Annotated in this window: 12 protein-coding genes and 4 tRNA genes; 14 read left to right on the top strand and 2 right to left on the bottom strand. The window is 64.4% G+C overall.

Going from position 1 to position 14,206, the window contains the following annotated elements:
• Positions 1-210: 210 nt before the first annotated feature.
• From accD to FPB55_RS18295, 12 genes are all read left to right on the top strand, one after another.
• Positions 211-1,104, top strand: a complete 894-nt coding sequence (gene accD / locus FPB55_RS18350; RefSeq protein ID WP_009686024.1) for an acetyl-CoA carboxylase, carboxyltransferase subunit beta — start codon at positions 211-213, stop codon at positions 1,102-1,104.
• The gene (gene folC / locus FPB55_RS18345; RefSeq protein WP_144188982.1) at positions 1,104-2,390 is read left to right on the top strand and encodes a bifunctional tetrahydrofolate synthase/dihydrofolate synthase; all 1,287 of its coding nucleotides are present in this window, start codon (positions 1,104-1,106) and stop codon (positions 2,388-2,390) included. The genes accD and folC overlap by 1 nt, the downstream gene beginning before the upstream one ends.
• A gap of 4 nt (positions 2,391-2,394) precedes the next feature.
• Positions 2,395-3,045: an SPOR domain-containing protein gene (locus FPB55_RS18340; RefSeq protein ID WP_009686027.1), complete on the top strand. Its 651-nt coding sequence runs from the start codon at positions 2,395-2,397 to the stop codon at positions 3,043-3,045.
• A gap of 496 nt (positions 3,046-3,541) precedes the next feature.
• Positions 3,542-4,099 carry a CvpA family protein gene (locus FPB55_RS18335; RefSeq protein ID WP_029886425.1) on the top strand — a complete coding sequence of 186 codons (558 nt, stop codon included), beginning with the start codon at positions 3,542-3,544 and terminating at the stop codon, positions 4,097-4,099.
• Between the two features lie 42 nt (positions 4,100-4,141).
• Positions 4,142-5,647, top strand: coding sequence for an amidophosphoribosyltransferase (purF, locus tag FPB55_RS18330; protein WP_009683775.1), 1,506 nt, complete (start codon positions 4,142-4,144; stop codon positions 5,645-5,647).
• Positions 5,648-5,663: 16 nt separating this feature from the next.
• A complete protein-coding gene (locus FPB55_RS18325) occupies positions 5,664-6,875 on the top strand; it encodes an O-succinylhomoserine sulfhydrylase (RefSeq protein WP_009683774.1) in 1,212 nt (403 codons plus the stop codon).
• Complete coding sequence (locus FPB55_RS18320) at positions 6,875-7,645, top strand: SDR family oxidoreductase (RefSeq protein ID WP_178097541.1); 771 nt, start codon at positions 6,875-6,877, stop codon at positions 7,643-7,645. The genes FPB55_RS18325 and FPB55_RS18320 overlap by 1 nt, the downstream gene beginning before the upstream one ends.
• Before the next feature lie 299 nt (positions 7,646-7,944).
• A tRNA-Val gene (locus tag FPB55_RS18315) sits at positions 7,945-8,020 on the top strand.
• Positions 8,021-8,086: 66 nt separating this feature from the next.
• Positions 8,087-8,163: transfer RNA gene (locus tag FPB55_RS18310), tRNA-Asp, on the top strand.
• Positions 8,164-8,262: 99 nt separating this feature from the next.
• Positions 8,263-8,339: transfer RNA gene (locus tag FPB55_RS18305), tRNA-Asp, on the top strand.
• A gap of 139 nt (positions 8,340-8,478) precedes the next feature.
• Positions 8,479-8,555: transfer RNA gene (locus FPB55_RS18300), tRNA-Asp, on the top strand.
• Between the two features lie 200 nt (positions 8,556-8,755).
• On the top strand, positions 8,756-9,619 hold the full coding sequence (locus tag FPB55_RS18295; RefSeq protein ID WP_009683772.1) for a DUF2242 domain-containing protein: 864 nt from the start codon (positions 8,756-8,758) through the stop codon (positions 9,617-9,619).
• Positions 9,620-9,652: 33 nt separating this feature from the next.
• Here FPB55_RS18295 and FPB55_RS18290 read toward each other — a convergent pair whose 3' ends face one another.
• Positions 9,653-10,906 (bottom strand): arsenic transporter, encoded by a 1,254-nt coding sequence (locus FPB55_RS18290; RefSeq protein WP_144188978.1) that lies wholly within the window; start codon positions 10,904-10,906, stop codon positions 9,653-9,655.
• Positions 10,907-10,913: 7 nt separating this feature from the next.
• Positions 10,914-12,158 carry an MFS transporter gene (locus FPB55_RS18285; RefSeq protein ID WP_144188976.1) on the bottom strand — a complete coding sequence of 415 codons (1,245 nt, stop codon included), beginning with the start codon at positions 12,156-12,158 and terminating at the stop codon, positions 10,914-10,916.
• 232 nt (positions 12,159-12,390) lie between these two features.
• Between FPB55_RS18285 and FPB55_RS18280 the strand changes: the two genes are divergently transcribed.
• Together FPB55_RS18280 and FPB55_RS18275 are read left to right on the top strand one after the other, a co-directional pair.
• Entirely contained in the window at positions 12,391-13,185 is a 795-nt protein-coding gene (locus FPB55_RS18280) for a substrate-binding domain-containing protein (protein WP_144188974.1), read from the top strand.
• Positions 13,186-13,263: 78 nt separating this feature from the next.
• Complete coding sequence (locus FPB55_RS18275) at positions 13,264-14,184, top strand: LysR family transcriptional regulator (protein WP_144188972.1); 921 nt, start codon at positions 13,264-13,266, stop codon at positions 14,182-14,184.
• Positions 14,185-14,206: the final 22 nt, after the last annotated feature.

Raw genomic sequence — 14,206 nt, 5'->3', positions numbered from 1 at the left:
TGACGGCTGGCTGCGCGCCATCGTCCATAGCATTCGCAGCCCTGCCGGGCAGCCGCACCCATGGTGGCGGCAACACAACGCATTAGCGGTGGAGTGGCGCGCTGGAAGCCCCGGCGGCCGGTCCATCATCGTTTCGTAACAGATTTTGAGCTCAAGGGCAGGGCAGGCCGACGATAACGGCCGCGCCTGCCAATACTGGAGAAAAAAAGCATGAGCAACTGGTTAGTCGACAAACTGATCCCTTCGATCATGCGTTCCGAGGTGAAAAAGAGCTCGGTGCCTGAAGGCCTGTGGCACAAGTGCCCGTCCTGCGAGGCCGTGCTGTATCGCCCGGAGCTGGAAAAAACCCTCGATGTCTGCCCCAAGTGCAACCATCACATGCGCATCGGCGCACGCGCGCGCATCGACATCTTCCTCGACGCCGAAGGCCGTGCCGAACTGGGTGCCGACCTCGAGCCGGTCGACCGCCTGAAATTCCGCGATGGCAAGAAGTACAAGGACCGCCTCACCGGCGCGCAGAAGCAGACCGGCGAAAAAGACGCGCTGATCTCCATGAGCGGTACCCTGATGGGCATGCCGATCGTGGTCAGTGCCTTCGAGTTCTCGTTCATGGGCGGTTCCATGGGCGCCATCGTCGGTGAGCGCTTCGTCCGCGCTGCCAACTACGCCCTGGAGCACCGTTGCCCAATGGTCTGCTTCTCCGCTTCCGGCGGTGCGCGCATGCAAGAGGCGCTGATCTCGCTGATGCAGATGGCCAAGACCTCGGCGGTGCTGGCGCGCCTGCGCGAAGAAGGCATTCCGTTCATCTCGGTGCTGACCGACCCGGTCTACGGCGGTGTATCCGCCAGCCTGGCCATGCTCGGCGACGTCATCGTCGGCGAACCGAAGGCGCTGATCGGCTTCGCCGGCCCGCGCGTGATCGAACAGACCGTACGCGAAAAGCTGCCGGAAGGCTTCCAGCGTAGCGAGTTCCTGCTGGAGCACGGCGCCATCGACCTGATCATCTCCCGTGGCGAACTGCGCCCGCGCCTGGCTCGCCTGCTGGCGCAGATGACTGGCCAGGAAACCCCCGAGCAAGCGCGTGAGGCGGCTGCCGTCGCGTGATGAAACAACGATCCCTGGGCGAATGGCTCGCCTACCTCGAGCAGTTGCACCCCTCGGCCATCGACATGGGCCTGGAGCGGTCGCAGCAGGTACTTGCCCGGCTGACGCTGGGTAAGCTGGCGCCCCGTGTGGTGACCGTGACCGGCACCAACGGCAAGGGTTCGACCTGTGCCTTCGTGGCCTCGTTGCTGCGCGCCCAGGGGCTCAAGGTCGGCGTGTACAGCTCGCCGCACTTGTTGCGCTACAACGAGCGGGTGCTGATCGATGGCCTGGAGGCCAGCGATGAGCGCCTGTGCGAAGCCTTTGCCGCCGTGGAGGCGGCGCGGGGCGATATTTCCCTGACCTACTTCGAGATGGGCACGCTGGCTGCGTTCTGGTTGTTCTACCAGTCGCAGCTCGATGCCGTGGTGCTGGAAGTGGGTCTTGGCGGGCGCCTGGACACCGTGAACGTGGTGGATGCCGACCTGGCCCTGGTGACCAGTATCGGCGTCGACCATGTCGATTACCTGGGCGACACCCGTGAGCAGGTGGCCTTTGAAAAGGCCGGTATCTTCCGCCCGGGCAAACCGGCCCTGTGCGGCGATCTCGACCCGCCACAACCGCTGCTGGACAAAGCCGCCGAACTGGCAGCGCCATTGTTCCTGCGCGGCCGTGACTTTGACCTGGCAAGCGCGGAAAACGGCTGGAACTGGCGTGGCACTGCAGCCGATGGCGCGCCCGTTGAGCTGAACGGCCTGCCGTTGCTCGACCTGCCGATGGAAAACGCCGCGCTGGCCCTGCAGGCGTACCTGTTGATGAGCCTGCCGTGGGATGCCGCGCAGGTGCGCCAGGCGTTGCTGGATACCCGGATTACCGGGCGTCTAGACCGTCGCCAGCTGGTCTGGCAGGGCCGGCCGGTGGAGCTGCTGCTGGATGTCGGGCACAACCCGCATGCGGCGCAGTACCTGGCCCGTCGCCTGGCGAGCCGGCCGCTGAAGGGGCGCCGGCTGGCGGTATTCGGCCTGCTCGCCGACAAGGACCTGGCAGGCGTGGTCGCGCCGCTGCACGGGCTGATCGATGACTGGGCCGTGGCCCCGCTGGACACCCCGCGCAGCCGGCCGGCTGCCGAGTTGGCCGACGCCTTGGCGAACCTTGGCGCGGCGGTGAAGTCTTATGCCGGAGTCGACGCGGCCCTCGAAGGGCAATGCGCGCAGGCAACGGCAGATGACCAGATCGTGCTGTTCGGTTCGTTTTTCTGTGTCGCCCAGGCCCTGGCGTGGCTGGAGCGGCATGCCCAGGAGGGTTGAGTAGATGGCAGTGCTGGATAAAGGGATGAAACAGCGCATGGTCGGTGCGCTGGTGCTGGTGGCACTGGCGGTGATCTTCCTGCCGATGCTGTTCACCCGCGAGGACGAGATGCGCCAGGTGCGCGTCGAAGCCCCGCAGGCACCTGCCATGCCCAGCCTGCCGGAAGTGAAGGTAGACCCGGTGACCGTGCCGCAGCCGCAGGAAGTTCCTGAAGCACCGCAGTCGGCGCCGGTGGTGGTCGACGAGTCGACTGCCCCTGCCAGCACGCCCAGCCAGCCGATCACGGCCTCACCACAGACCCAGGCACAGGCTCAGCCGGCCAAGCCGCAGGCCGCCGCACCGGCGGCCAAGGTCGAAACCAAACCTGCAGCGACGCCGGCCCAGGCTGCGCCATCGAAGATCGACGTCAACGGGCTGCCGGTCAGCTGGTCGATCCAGCTGGCCAGCCTGTCCAACCGCGCCGGTGCCGAGAAGCTGCAGCAAACCTTGCGTAGCCAGGGTTACAACGCCTATATCCGTTCGGCCGGCGGCATGAACCGGGTGTATGTGGGGCCATTGATCGAGCGCGCCGAGGCCGAGCGCGTGCGCGATGCGGTCAACCGCCAGAACAGCCTGAAGGGCTTTGTGGTGCGCTTCCAGCCTGAGCGCGGCTGATATCGCCGGGGCGGCTTTGCCGCCCATCGCCGGCAAGCCACACACACAGAGATCGCATCAGGGCTGGCAGGTGTTTGTCAGAAGATATGCAGCGCCTGTGAGATCGAGCGCCGCCCGCGCGGCGCAATCGCGAGCTGCGCTCGCTCCTACGTTTGTTTCGGGCCAGTAACGCCTGTGACAGGCGCGCGCGGCCGCCTTGTTTGTACGGCGCGATATCGAGGCATGCACCAAGGCGTTCGCGCGCGAATCCCACAGGAATAATTGGCCCGAAACAAACGTAGGAGCGAGCGCAGCTCGCGATTGCGCCGCGCGGGCGGCGCTCGCTCTAACAGGCGCTGCCATACCTTGCGGCAAACACCTGTCAGCCCTAAAGGCGATCCCTGTGGGAGCTGGCTCGCTGGCGATGAAGCAAACACCAATCCACCTGACATTCCGCTTACCCAAGCCCCCACCGCTCTGGTAAAATGCGCCGCCTCAAACGTCTGCAGGCAGCACCGTGGCATTTACCCTGGTTGATTGGGCGATCATCGCGATCATCGCCGTCTCCACACTGATCAGTCTCAAGCGCGGCTTCGTCAAGGAAGCCTTGTCCTTGCTCATCTGGATCATTGCCGGTGCGGTTGCCTGGATGTTCGGCGGTTCGCTCTCGGTGTATCTTGAAAGCTACATCCAGACGCCATCGATGCGCGTCATCGCAGGCTGCGCCATTCTTTTCGTCGCCACCTTGCTGGTGGGGGCCATGGTCAACTTCCTGGTCGGCGAGCTGATCCGCGTGACCGGGCTGTCCGGCACCGATCGCTTCCTGGGCATGGCCTTCGGCGCCGCGCGCGGGGCCTTGCTGGTAGTGGTGGCCATCGGCCTGATCAGCCTGGGGCCGGTTCAACAGGACACCTGGTGGCAGGAATCGCGCCTGATACCACAATTTCTTCTGGTCGCCGACTGGTCGAAAAACCTGATTCTGGGTTTCGCCGGCCAGTGGTCGCCCGGTGGTCTGATCAGCGCTCCGGCTGATCTTCCGTTCAAGGAACAGTTGCTCGGGCCAGCTAAGCCCTGAGCGCTATTCACTCAAGTTTCATCAAAGTAGGGGTTGCGTCGCATGTGTGGCATCGTCGGTATCGTCGGTAAGTCGAACGTCAATCAGGCGCTGTATGACGCGCTTACGGTCCTCCAGCACCGCGGCCAGGACGCTGCCGGTATCGTGACCAGCCATGACGGCCGGTTGTTCCTGCGCAAGGATAATGGCCTGGTGCGCGACGTGTTCCAGCAGCGCCACATGCAGCGCCTGGTGGGCAACATCGGCATCGGCCATGTGCGCTACCCGACCGCGGGCAGCTCGACCTCGGCCGAGGCCCAGCCGTTCTACGTCAACTCCCCGTATGGCATCACCCTGGCGCATAACGGCAACCTGACCAACGTAGAACAGTTGGCCAAGGAGATCTACGAGTCCGACCTGCGCCATGTCAACACCAACTCCGACTCGGAAGTGCTGCTCAACGTGTTCGCCCACGAGCTGGCGGTGCGCGGCAAGCTGCAGCCGACCGAAGAAGACGTGTTCGCTGCCGTTTCCCATGTGCACAGCCGCTGTGTGGGTGGCTACGCCGTGGTGGCAATGATCACCGGCTACGGTATCGTCGGCTTCCGTGACCCGCACGGCATTCGCCCGGTGGTGTTCGGCCAGCGTCACACCGACGAAGGCGTGGAATACATGATCGCCTCCGAAAGCGTCGCCCTGGACGTGCTCGGTTTCACCCTGATCCGCGACCTGGCACCTGGCGAAGCGGTGTACATCACCGAAGAAGGCCAGCTGTTCACCAAGCAGTGCGCCGAAGCGCCGAAGCTGCAGCCATGCATCTTCGAGCATGTCTACCTGGCCCGCCCAGACTCGATCATCGACGGTGTGTCGGTGTACAAGGCGCGCCTGCGCATGGGTGAAAAGCTCGCCGACAAGATCATGCGCGAGCGCCCCGATCACGACATCGACGTGGTCATCCCGATTCCGGACACCAGCCGCACCGCCGCCCTGGAGCTGGCCAACCGCCTGGGTGTCAAGTTCCGCGAAGGCTTCGTCAAGAACCGTTACATCGGCCGTACCTTCATCATGCCTGGCCAGGCGGCGCGCAAGAAGTCGGTGCGCCAGAAGCTCAACGCCATCGAACTGGAATTCCGTGGCAAGAACGTGATGCTGGTGGACGATTCGATCGTGCGCGGTACCACGTGCAAGCAGATCATCCAGATGGCCCGCGAAGCCGGCGCCAAGAATGTCTACTTCTGCTCGGCAGCCCCGGCAGTGCGCTTCCCCAACGTCTACGGCATCGACATGCCGAGCGTGCACGAACTGATCGCCCACAACCGCACCACCGAACAGGTGGGTGAGTTGATTGGCGCCGACTGGCTGGTCTATCAGGACCTGCCGGACCTGATCGACTCGGTCGGCGGCGGCAAGATCAAGATCGAGCACTTCGACTGCGCGGTGTTCAACGGTGAGTATGTCACCGGCGATATCGACGAAGCCTACCTCGACCGCATCGAGCAGGCCCGTAACGACCTGGCCAAGGTCAAGAACCAGGCGGTCAGCGCGATCATCGACCTCTACAACAACTGATTCAGGGAGCGACGGCATGACGGATCAATGGGATGCCGGGCGACTGGACAGCGACCTCGAGGGTGTCGGTTTCGACACCCTGGCGGTGCGCGCTGGCCAAAGCCGTACACCGGAAGGCGAGCACAGCGAAGCGCTGTTCCTGACCTCCAGCTATGTGTTCCGCACGGCGGCAGACGCCGCTGCGCGTTTCGCCGGCGAAACGCCAGGCAACGTCTATTCGCGTTACACCAACCCGTCGGTGCGTGTCTTCGAAGAGCGGCTGGCAGCGATGGAAGGCGCCGAGCAGGCCGTGGGCACCTCCACCGGCATGGCGGCGCTGCTTGCGGTGGTCATGTCGTTGTGCAGTGGCGGTGACCATGTGCTGGTGTCGCAGAGCGTATTTGGCTCGACCATCAGCCTGTTCGAGAAGTACTTCAAGCGCTTCGGCCTGCAGGTGGACTACGTGCCGCTGGCCGACCTCGCGGGCTGGGAAAAGGCCATCAAGGCCAATACCAAGCTGCTGATCGTCGAATCGCCGTCCAACCCGCTGGCCGAACTGGTCGATATCACTGCCCTCAGTGAAATCGCCCATGCCCATGGCGCCATGCTGGTCGTCGACAACTGCTTCAGCACCCCGGCACTGCAGCAACCGTTGAAGCTGGGTGCCGATATCGTGTTCCACTCGGCGACCAAGTTCATCGACGGCCAGGGGCGTTGCATGGGCGGCGCAGTGGCCGGCCGAGCCGAGCAGATGAAAGAGGTGGTGGGCTTCCTGCGTACCGCAGGCCCGACCCTCAGCCCGTTCAATGCCTGGATCTTCACCAAGGGCCTGGAAACCTTGCGGTTGCGCATGCGTGCGCATTGCGAAAGTGCCCAGGCCCTGGCTGAGTGGCTGGAGCGACAGGACGGCGTGGAGAAGGTGCATTACGCCGGCTTGCCAAGCCACCCCCAGCACGCCCTGGCCAAGCGCCAGATGAGTGGCTTTGGTGCAGTGGTCAGCTTCGAGGTCAAGGGCGGCAAAGAGGGCGCCTGGCGCTTCATCGACGCCACTCGGGTGATTTCCATCACCACCAACCTGGGCGACAGCAAGACCACCATCGCCCACCCGGCCACCACGTCCCACGGCCGCCTGTCGCCGCAGGAGCGTGAGGCTGCAGGTATTCGCGACAGCCTGATCCGCGTTGCGGTGGGCCTGGAAGACGTGGCAGACCTGCAGGCCGACCTGGCGCGTGGGTTGGCCGCGCTGTGATGCAGATTGGCGGCAGCACCCCGGGCCACAACGGCCGGGTAGCACTGGTGACCGGTGCCGCGCGCGGCATCGGCCTGGGCATTGCCGCCTGGTTGATCTGCGAGGGTTGGCAGGTGGTGCTCAGCGACCTAGACCGGCAGCGGGGGGCCAAGGTGGCCAAGGCCCTGGGTGACAATGCCTGGTTCATCACCATGGACGTTGCCGACGAAGCCCAGGTCAGTGCCGGGGTGTCCGAGGTGCTCGGGCAATTTGGCCGCCTGGATGCACTGGTGTGCAATGCAGCGATCGCCAACCCGCACAACCAGACCCTGGAAAGCCTGAGCCTGGCGCAGTGGAACCGGGTGCTGGCGGTGAACCTGAATGGCCCGATGCTGCTGGCCAAGCATTGTGCGCCGTACCTGCGTGCGCACAACGGGGCGATCGTCAACCTCACCTCCACCCAGGCGCGGCAGTCCGAGCCTGATACCGAGGCCTACGCGGCGAGCAAGGGCGGCCTGGTGGCCTTGACCCATGCGCTGGCGATAAGTTTGGGCCCGGAGATCCGCGTCAACGCGGTGAGCCCTGGCTGGATCGATGCCCGTGACCCGGCGCAGCGCCGTGCCGAGCCATTGAGCGAAGCCGACCACGCCCAGCACCCGACGGGCAGGGTAGGGACCGTGGAGGATGTGGCTGCCATGGTTGCCTGGTTGCTGTCACGGCAGGCGGCGTTCGTCACTGGCCAGGAGTTCGTGGTCGATGGCGGCATGACCCGCAAGATGATCTACACCTGAGCTGCAAGCTTCAAGCTTCAAGCTTCAAGCTGCAAGAGGGGACCGCAAGGTTCCTTCGTCATTTGTAGGGTTCAGAAATTCATCAAGCGACCCCAAGCTTCTTCTTGCCACTTGCCACTTGCCACTTGCCACTTGCCACTTGCCACTTGCCACTTGCCACTTGCCACTTGCCACTTGCCACTTGCCACTTGCCACTTGCCACTTCTTCGAAAAAAATCCAACGGGGCTATTGACTTAGCTTCGCCACCTGCGTAAATTTCGCGGCCTCAGCGAAGCAAACGCAACAAGTAACATCGCGAGGGTGATTAGCTCAGCCGGGAGAGCATCTGCCTTACAAGCAGAGGGTCGGCGGTTCGATCCCGTCATCACCCACCACTTCCTGAGATGTTCCTGCCGCTTCAGGTTTCGCAAGAAGCCCAAAGCCAGAGAGGAACGCACTGCGCAGCGGTAGTTCAGTCGGTTAGAATACCGGCCTGTCACGCCGGGGGTCGCGGGTTCGAGTCCCGTCCGCTGCGCCATTTTTCAGTAACAGATGGGTGCCTGGCACCGGTCTGAAGCCACAAGGCCAACGCCTTGGGCTGATCCCAGTTTCAATCGGGCGCAAGCCTGAACGATACGCAGCGGTAGTTCAGTCGGTTAGAATACCGGCCTGTCACGCCGGGGGTCGCGGGTTCGAGTCCCGTCCGCTGCGCCATCTTCGTTTCAAGGTCCCTAGAACGCCTTGAAACAAACACGAGAGAAGCGATGATCCAATCGCTTTTTTTGTGCCTGCCTCGCGGCCCTCGTGCCCAAGGTCAGACCCAGTTTCAATCGGGCGCAAGCCTGAATGATACGCAGCGGTAGTTCAGTCGGTTAGAATACCGGCCTGTCACGCCGGGGGTCGCGGGTTCGAGTCCCGTCCGCTGCGCCATCTTCGCCCCAAGGCCCCGTGAACGCCTTGAGGCAACGTCAAAGCGACCTTCGGGTCGCTTTTTTCGTTCTGGTACCTGGCTGTTATTGGCCTGGGCCCACATTTACACCAACCTTACAGGTTCTTCACCGACCAGTGGGTGGTGTGCTTGCCTGCTGTGTTGCACAATAGGCACCCTCTCGACATACCCGGAATACGCAATGACCAGATCTTCCGTCTTTGGTGCGCTCGGGCTGGCCCTGGTGCTGGCGGGCGTGAGCGGTTGTTCTTCGAAAAAAGCGGCCGTCTACGAGCACGAGAACTTCGCTGACTCGGGTACGTTCTCGCGCAGTTTCCCGGTAAGCGATGCCGGCTCTTGCGAGGCGGCGCGGCGCGCCTTGCTCAGCCAGGGCTACATCATCACCAGCAGCGGTGCCAACCAGGTAGTGGGCAACAAGAGCTTCCAGCAGAACAGCGAAAACCACCTGCAGATCAGCTTCAACGTTACCTGCGCGCCAGACGCGAGTGACGACCAGCACTCGACCATGTTCGCCAACGCCCTGCAGGACCGCTACGCGCTGAAAAAATCCAACACCTCGGCCAGCCTGGGCGTGGGTGTGCTGGGGTCGGTGTCGATGCCGATTGGCTCCAGCGACGACTCGATGGTCAAGGTCGCGAGCGAGACGGTAACGGCGGCGCAATTCTACGATCGCTATTTTGCCTTGGTGGAAAGTTACCTGCCCAAGCCGAAGAAGGTCAGCAAAGCCAAGGTCGAAGCGCCAAAAGTGGAAAAGCCGGCGGTTACCCTGGGGCTGCCGGAGCAAGCGGCGGCGAACCCGCTGGCACCGACCCCGGCGGCAGCAGCGCCGGCACCCGCTGCTGAAACTACGCCCGCCGCGCAGGCCGCGCCTGTCACCGAAACGCAGCCCGCGCCAGCAGCGGCTGCCCCAGCCACGGAGGCGCCAGTGGCACCCGTGGTGGATGACAGCCAAGGTTCGCAGCCGCTGGCACCGCCGCCCGAAGCAGCGCCGATTCAGGTGCAGCAGGAAGCGCAGCCGGCCGAGGCAGCCACGGCCACGCCTTGATGCTTTAGCAGTGCTGGCCGCTGGCGGGCCCTGTCATACCCACAAGGCCAGCAGCGCGGCGGCCAACGCAGGTGGCATCACCAGCGCACCCAGGCACAGAAAACGCCATGCGCTGACATGCTCCCCCTCCCTGCGGATCGCCACCAGCCACAACAGGGTGGCCAGGGAGCCGGTAATCGACAGGTTCGGCCCCAGGTCGACGCCGATCAGCAAGGCTGCAGTGGTTTGCTGGGGCAGCGCCATCAGCGAGCCCATGGACCCGGCGATCAACCCGGTGGGCAGGTTGTTCATCAGGTTGCTGGCGATCGCTACACCCACGCCGCCGACCCAGCTGGCGGTAACCGGTGTTTGTGCGGACAGGCTGGCCAGTGCCTGGGCGAGGCGTTCGATCAGCCCGGTCTGTGCAACGGCTTCGACCAGTATGAACAGGCCTGCCACCAAGGGCAGCACGCCCCAGGCCACGTGGCGCAGCACCGGCAGTGGGCTGCGCCGCTGCCACAGGTGGATCAGTGCCGTGGTCGCCACCCCGGCACAGAATGTTGGCAGCCCCAGCGCCCGGTCCAGTGCCGAGGCGCCCAGCAGCAACGCGCCGGTGACCACGATGCCCATTGCACACAGGCGGGCGCCAGTCGTCAGGGGCGCGCCGCTCACGCTCAGCGCCAGCGGTTGGCGGATCTGCCGGCGCTGAGTCACCCGCAGCACCCCATAGGTCAGGCAGATTGCGGCCAGGGAAGGCAGGCTGAACTGGCGTAGCCAGTCCAGCAGTGGCGGCATATGGCTGCCGAATACCACCAGGTTGGCAGGGTTGGAGATAGGCAGTACGAAACTCGCGGCGTTGGCGATGAAGGCGCAGATGAACAGGTAGGGCAGTGGGTCGGCCTTGGCGGCCTTGCACGCGGCATAGACTGCCGGGGTCAGGACCACGGCCGTGGCGTCGTTGGACAGGAACACCGTAACCAGCGTGCCCACCAGGAATACCAGGTCGAACAGCCGTTGCCCGGAACCCCGCGCATGCTGCACGGCATACCGTGCCAGCCAGTCGAACAGGCCTTCCTGACGAGCGAGTTCGGCCAGTACCATCATGCCGACCAGAAACAGGTAGACGTCACCGCCTTCGGCCACCGCGGCCAGGGCCCGCCGAGGCGTCATCAGGCCAAGGCCGACCAGCAGCACCGCCCCGCCCATGGCCCAGACGTACTCCGGAACGCGCCATGGGCGCAAAATGACGCCGCAGGTCGCCAGTGCGGCGACCGCCCAGATGATCAATGCACTTTCACTGACAGGCATAAGGCGCTCAGTTTCCGACCGGGGTGGGCAGTGGCGCTGGCAGGCTGCGCGGGTGCGTTTCTGGCAGCGCCAGCACTACCAGGATGAAGGCGACCCCGGCGATACCGGCCAGGGTCAGGAACGCCGCATCGTAGCCCGCAGCCTGCACCACCAGCCCGGCGATGCCAGGGCTGAGCGCAGCGCCCAGCCCGAACACCGCGGTCAGCGCGCCAAGGCTCACATTGAATCGGCCGGTGCCTTCGGTCAGGTCCTTGACCACAATCGGGAACAGCGCACCGAAGATCCCGGCGCCGATGCCATCGAGCAGTTGCACGCCCACCAGCCAGAACGGGTTGTCAGACACCACATAGAGCGCCCCGCGAAGCGGCAGTATCAGGAAACCGATCAGCAGGAACGGCTTGCGGCCCCAGTGTTCGGCCTTGGCGCCTACCAGCAGCGCCATGGGCACCATCACCAGTTGCGCGGCAACGATGCAGGCGGAGGTCAGCGGGGTGGCCAGCTGCAGGTCGACCTGCGAGAGCTTCTGGCTGACCAGTGGCAGCATGGCCGCGTTGGCCAGGTGAAACAGCGCGCAACACGCGGCGAATACCAGCAGGGTCCGGTTGTGCAGCAGTACACGCAGCCCTGCAGGGGCGTCATCACCGCCAGGGCCATGCGCCAGGCCGCGAGCCAGTTGGTGATCGATGGCCGTGGCAGGCACGCAGCTCACCGCCACCACACTGGCCACGGTCAAGACGGCCATCAGGTAGAACACCACCACCGGGCCGAACAGGTAGGCCAGGCCGCCGGCCAGCAGCGCCGAACAGGCGTTGCCAGCATGGTTGAAGGTTTCGTTGCGGCCTACTCGGCGGGTAAAGGCCTTGGGGCCGCTGATGCCCAAGGATATGGCGGCAATCGCTGGCGCAAAGATCGAGCCCGCCAGGGCACTGATGGTCTGGGTCAGGGCTACCCCGCTGAACGAGGAAATCCACGGCAACAGCAGGCAGCTGCCAGTCACCAGCAGCGCAGCGATCACCACCACGGCACGCTTGGCTTTGGTACGGTCGATCAATGCCCCTGCCGGGGTTTGCGCCAACAGTGCAGCAATGCCTGCCAAGCTCATCACCAGGCCGATGCTTGCCGGTTGCCATTGATGCACCGCCAGCAGGTAGATGGCCAAGTATGGCCCAAGCCCGTCGCGCACATCTGCCAAAAAGAAGTTCAGCCAGTCGAGGGCGCTGTCGGGGGAAGCGGGAGAGCGTGGTTTGGCCAAGATGCAATCTCGAAATGGATCATGGGGGGAGCGCACCCGCGGTGGGCGCCGGCCGTAACGGACAGGCACACGGCTTCGCCCAGGCCATGCTCGGTGGTCGTTATTCAACTGACAACTGGGTGTAGAAAAGCGCTCCGAAAACCGTAAGTGAAACATTCTTAATGGCTGCTTCACGCCGCAGGCGCTTCCCGCTTCGCTAGCATGCCGTGCTTTTACTGCGGAGAAAACTCCAGTGTTTCGAATGTTGTCCTGTGCTGCTGTATTGGCATCTTCATTGACCTGCTCGCTCGCCCAGGCTGCGCCTGCCGAACCGCCAACCCTCACGGTCCTGAGCTCCGGTGGCATCATGGGCGCAATCCGGGAAGTGGCGCCTGCCTACGAGAAGAAATTCGGGGTCAAGCTGCAGGTGCTGGCCGCGCCTTCCATGGGCGAAACGCCACAGGCCATTCCCAACAGGCTTGCCCGTGCCGAGCCGGCGGACGTTGTGCTGATGGTGGGTGCTGCCCTGGACAAGCTGGTGGCGGGTGGCCAGGCTGACAAGAGCAGCCGGGTCGACCTGGGCCAATCATTCATCGCCATGGCCGTGCGCCAAGGCCAGCCCAAGCCGGATATCAGCACCTTGCAGGGCTTGCGCGCCGTACTGCTCAACAGCAAATCCGTGGCGTACTCCGACAGCGCCAGCGGCGTCTACCTGTCCAAGACCCTATTCCCCGGCATGCACCTGGGTGCTGGCTTCGCGGCCAAGGCCCACATGATTCCTGCCGAGCCGGTAGGCGCTGTGATCGCTCGCGGCCAGGCTGAAATCGGCTTCCAGCAGTTGAGCGAGCTCAAACCCGTCAAGGGCATCGATATCGTTGGCCTGATCCCGGCCGAAGTCCAGAAAATGACCCTGTATTCGGGCGCGGTGGTCAGCAACAGCCAGCACCATGCCGCCGCGCAGGCGCTGCTCGACTACCTGGCATCGCCACAAGCCGACGCAGCGATCGAGGACAGCGGCCTGAAGCCACTGCCCCATTCGCGCGGTTAGCGGCAGGGGGCGGCGCCATCGGGCCTGCTAAAGGCTAAGATGCGCAAGGATAGCCCCCTATCGTTGAAAGAGAGCTGTATGGAGTTACGTCAACTTCGCTATTTCCTGAGTGTCCTGGAGCACGGCAGCCTTGGCAGGGCTGCGGTCGAGCTTGGCGTCGGTGCTTCGGCACTGAGCCAGCAATTGTCAAAGCTGGAAAGCGAGGTCTGTACCCGGTTGCTGACGCGCTCGAGCACCGGCGTGTCGCCGACTGCTGCGGGCCTGGCCTTCGAGTACCACGCGCGCCTGGCCCTGCGCCAGGCAGAGCACGCTGTGTTGGCCGCGCAAAGCGGCCGCATGAGCGGCTATGTCAGCGTGGGCCTGGCGCCGACTACAGCGTCGGTGCTGGGCCTGACGCTGATCGACAAGATGCGTGAACGCTACCCCGACATCCGCCTGCACCTGGTGGAGATGCTGTCGGGCTACCTGGTGAACCAACTCAACGCCAGGCACCTTGACCTTGCGGTGTTGTTCCAGGCAGAAGCGGGGCCGCGGCTGGATGTTCGGCCGCTGCTGACCGAGCGGCTGTTTGCACTCATCCCCGCCGCGCTGGTGCGCCCCGAATGGGGTGAATCGCTTACGTTGCAGCAGATCGCCACGCTGCCCCTGGTGATGCCCAGCACACAGCACGGCTTGCGCGCGACCCTACGCGCGATCTTCGAGCGTGCCGGGCTGGAGGCCAACATTGTCATGGAAGTCGATGGCCTGTCGCTGCTGATGGATTGCGTTTGTGCGGGCCATGCCGCCACCCTGCAGCCAGGCGCCACGGTGGCCCGGGCGCACCAGGCGGGGTTGCGGGTCTATGCCATTGATGATGCCCAGGCGCAGCGCCGCAATGTGATGGTCAGCCTGGCCGACGACGAGCTGTCACCGGCTGCACTGGCGACCCGGATCGTGCTGCAGGAAGTGGCGCGGGCGCTGGTGGAGCAGGGGCGGTGGCCTGGCGCCCGGCTGCTCTGACGGTGGCCCGCTGCTTGCCCAC

The organism is Pseudomonas sp. BJP69, assembly GCF_007633355.1.
GTDB classification, from domain to species: Bacteria; Pseudomonadota; Gammaproteobacteria; order Pseudomonadales; family Pseudomonadaceae; genus Aquipseudomonas; species Aquipseudomonas juntendi.
This window is presented reverse-complemented; position numbering and strand designations above follow the sequence as displayed.

What these genes read in the sequence shown, in the direction of transcription:
- FPB55_RS18275 (WP_144188972.1), top strand. Translation starts at nt 13,264, where the DNA reads ATGGAGTTACGTCAACTTCGCTATTTCCTGAGTGTCCTGGAGCACGGC.
- folC (WP_144188982.1), top strand. Translation starts at nt 1,104, where the DNA reads ATGAAACAACGATCCCTGGGCGAATGGCTCGCCTACCTCGAGCAGTTG.
- FPB55_RS18320 (WP_178097541.1), top strand. Translation starts at nt 6,875, where the DNA reads ATGCAGATTGGCGGCAGCACCCCGGGCCACAACGGCCGGGTAGCACTG.
- accD (WP_009686024.1), top strand. Translation starts at nt 211, where the DNA reads ATGAGCAACTGGTTAGTCGACAAACTGATCCCTTCGATCATGCGTTCC.
- purF (WP_009683775.1), top strand. Translation starts at nt 4,142, where the DNA reads ATGTGTGGCATCGTCGGTATCGTCGGTAAGTCGAACGTCAATCAGGCG.
- FPB55_RS18325 (WP_009683774.1), top strand. Translation starts at nt 5,664, where the DNA reads ATGACGGATCAATGGGATGCCGGGCGACTGGACAGCGACCTCGAGGGT.
- FPB55_RS18295 (WP_009683772.1), top strand. Translation starts at nt 8,756, where the DNA reads ATGACCAGATCTTCCGTCTTTGGTGCGCTCGGGCTGGCCCTGGTGCTG.
- FPB55_RS18340 (WP_009686027.1), top strand. Translation starts at nt 2,395, where the DNA reads ATGGCAGTGCTGGATAAAGGGATGAAACAGCGCATGGTCGGTGCGCTG.
- FPB55_RS18290 (WP_144188978.1), bottom strand. Translation starts at nt 10,906, where the DNA reads ATGCCTGTCAGTGAAAGTGCATTGATCATCTGGGCGGTCGCCGCACTG.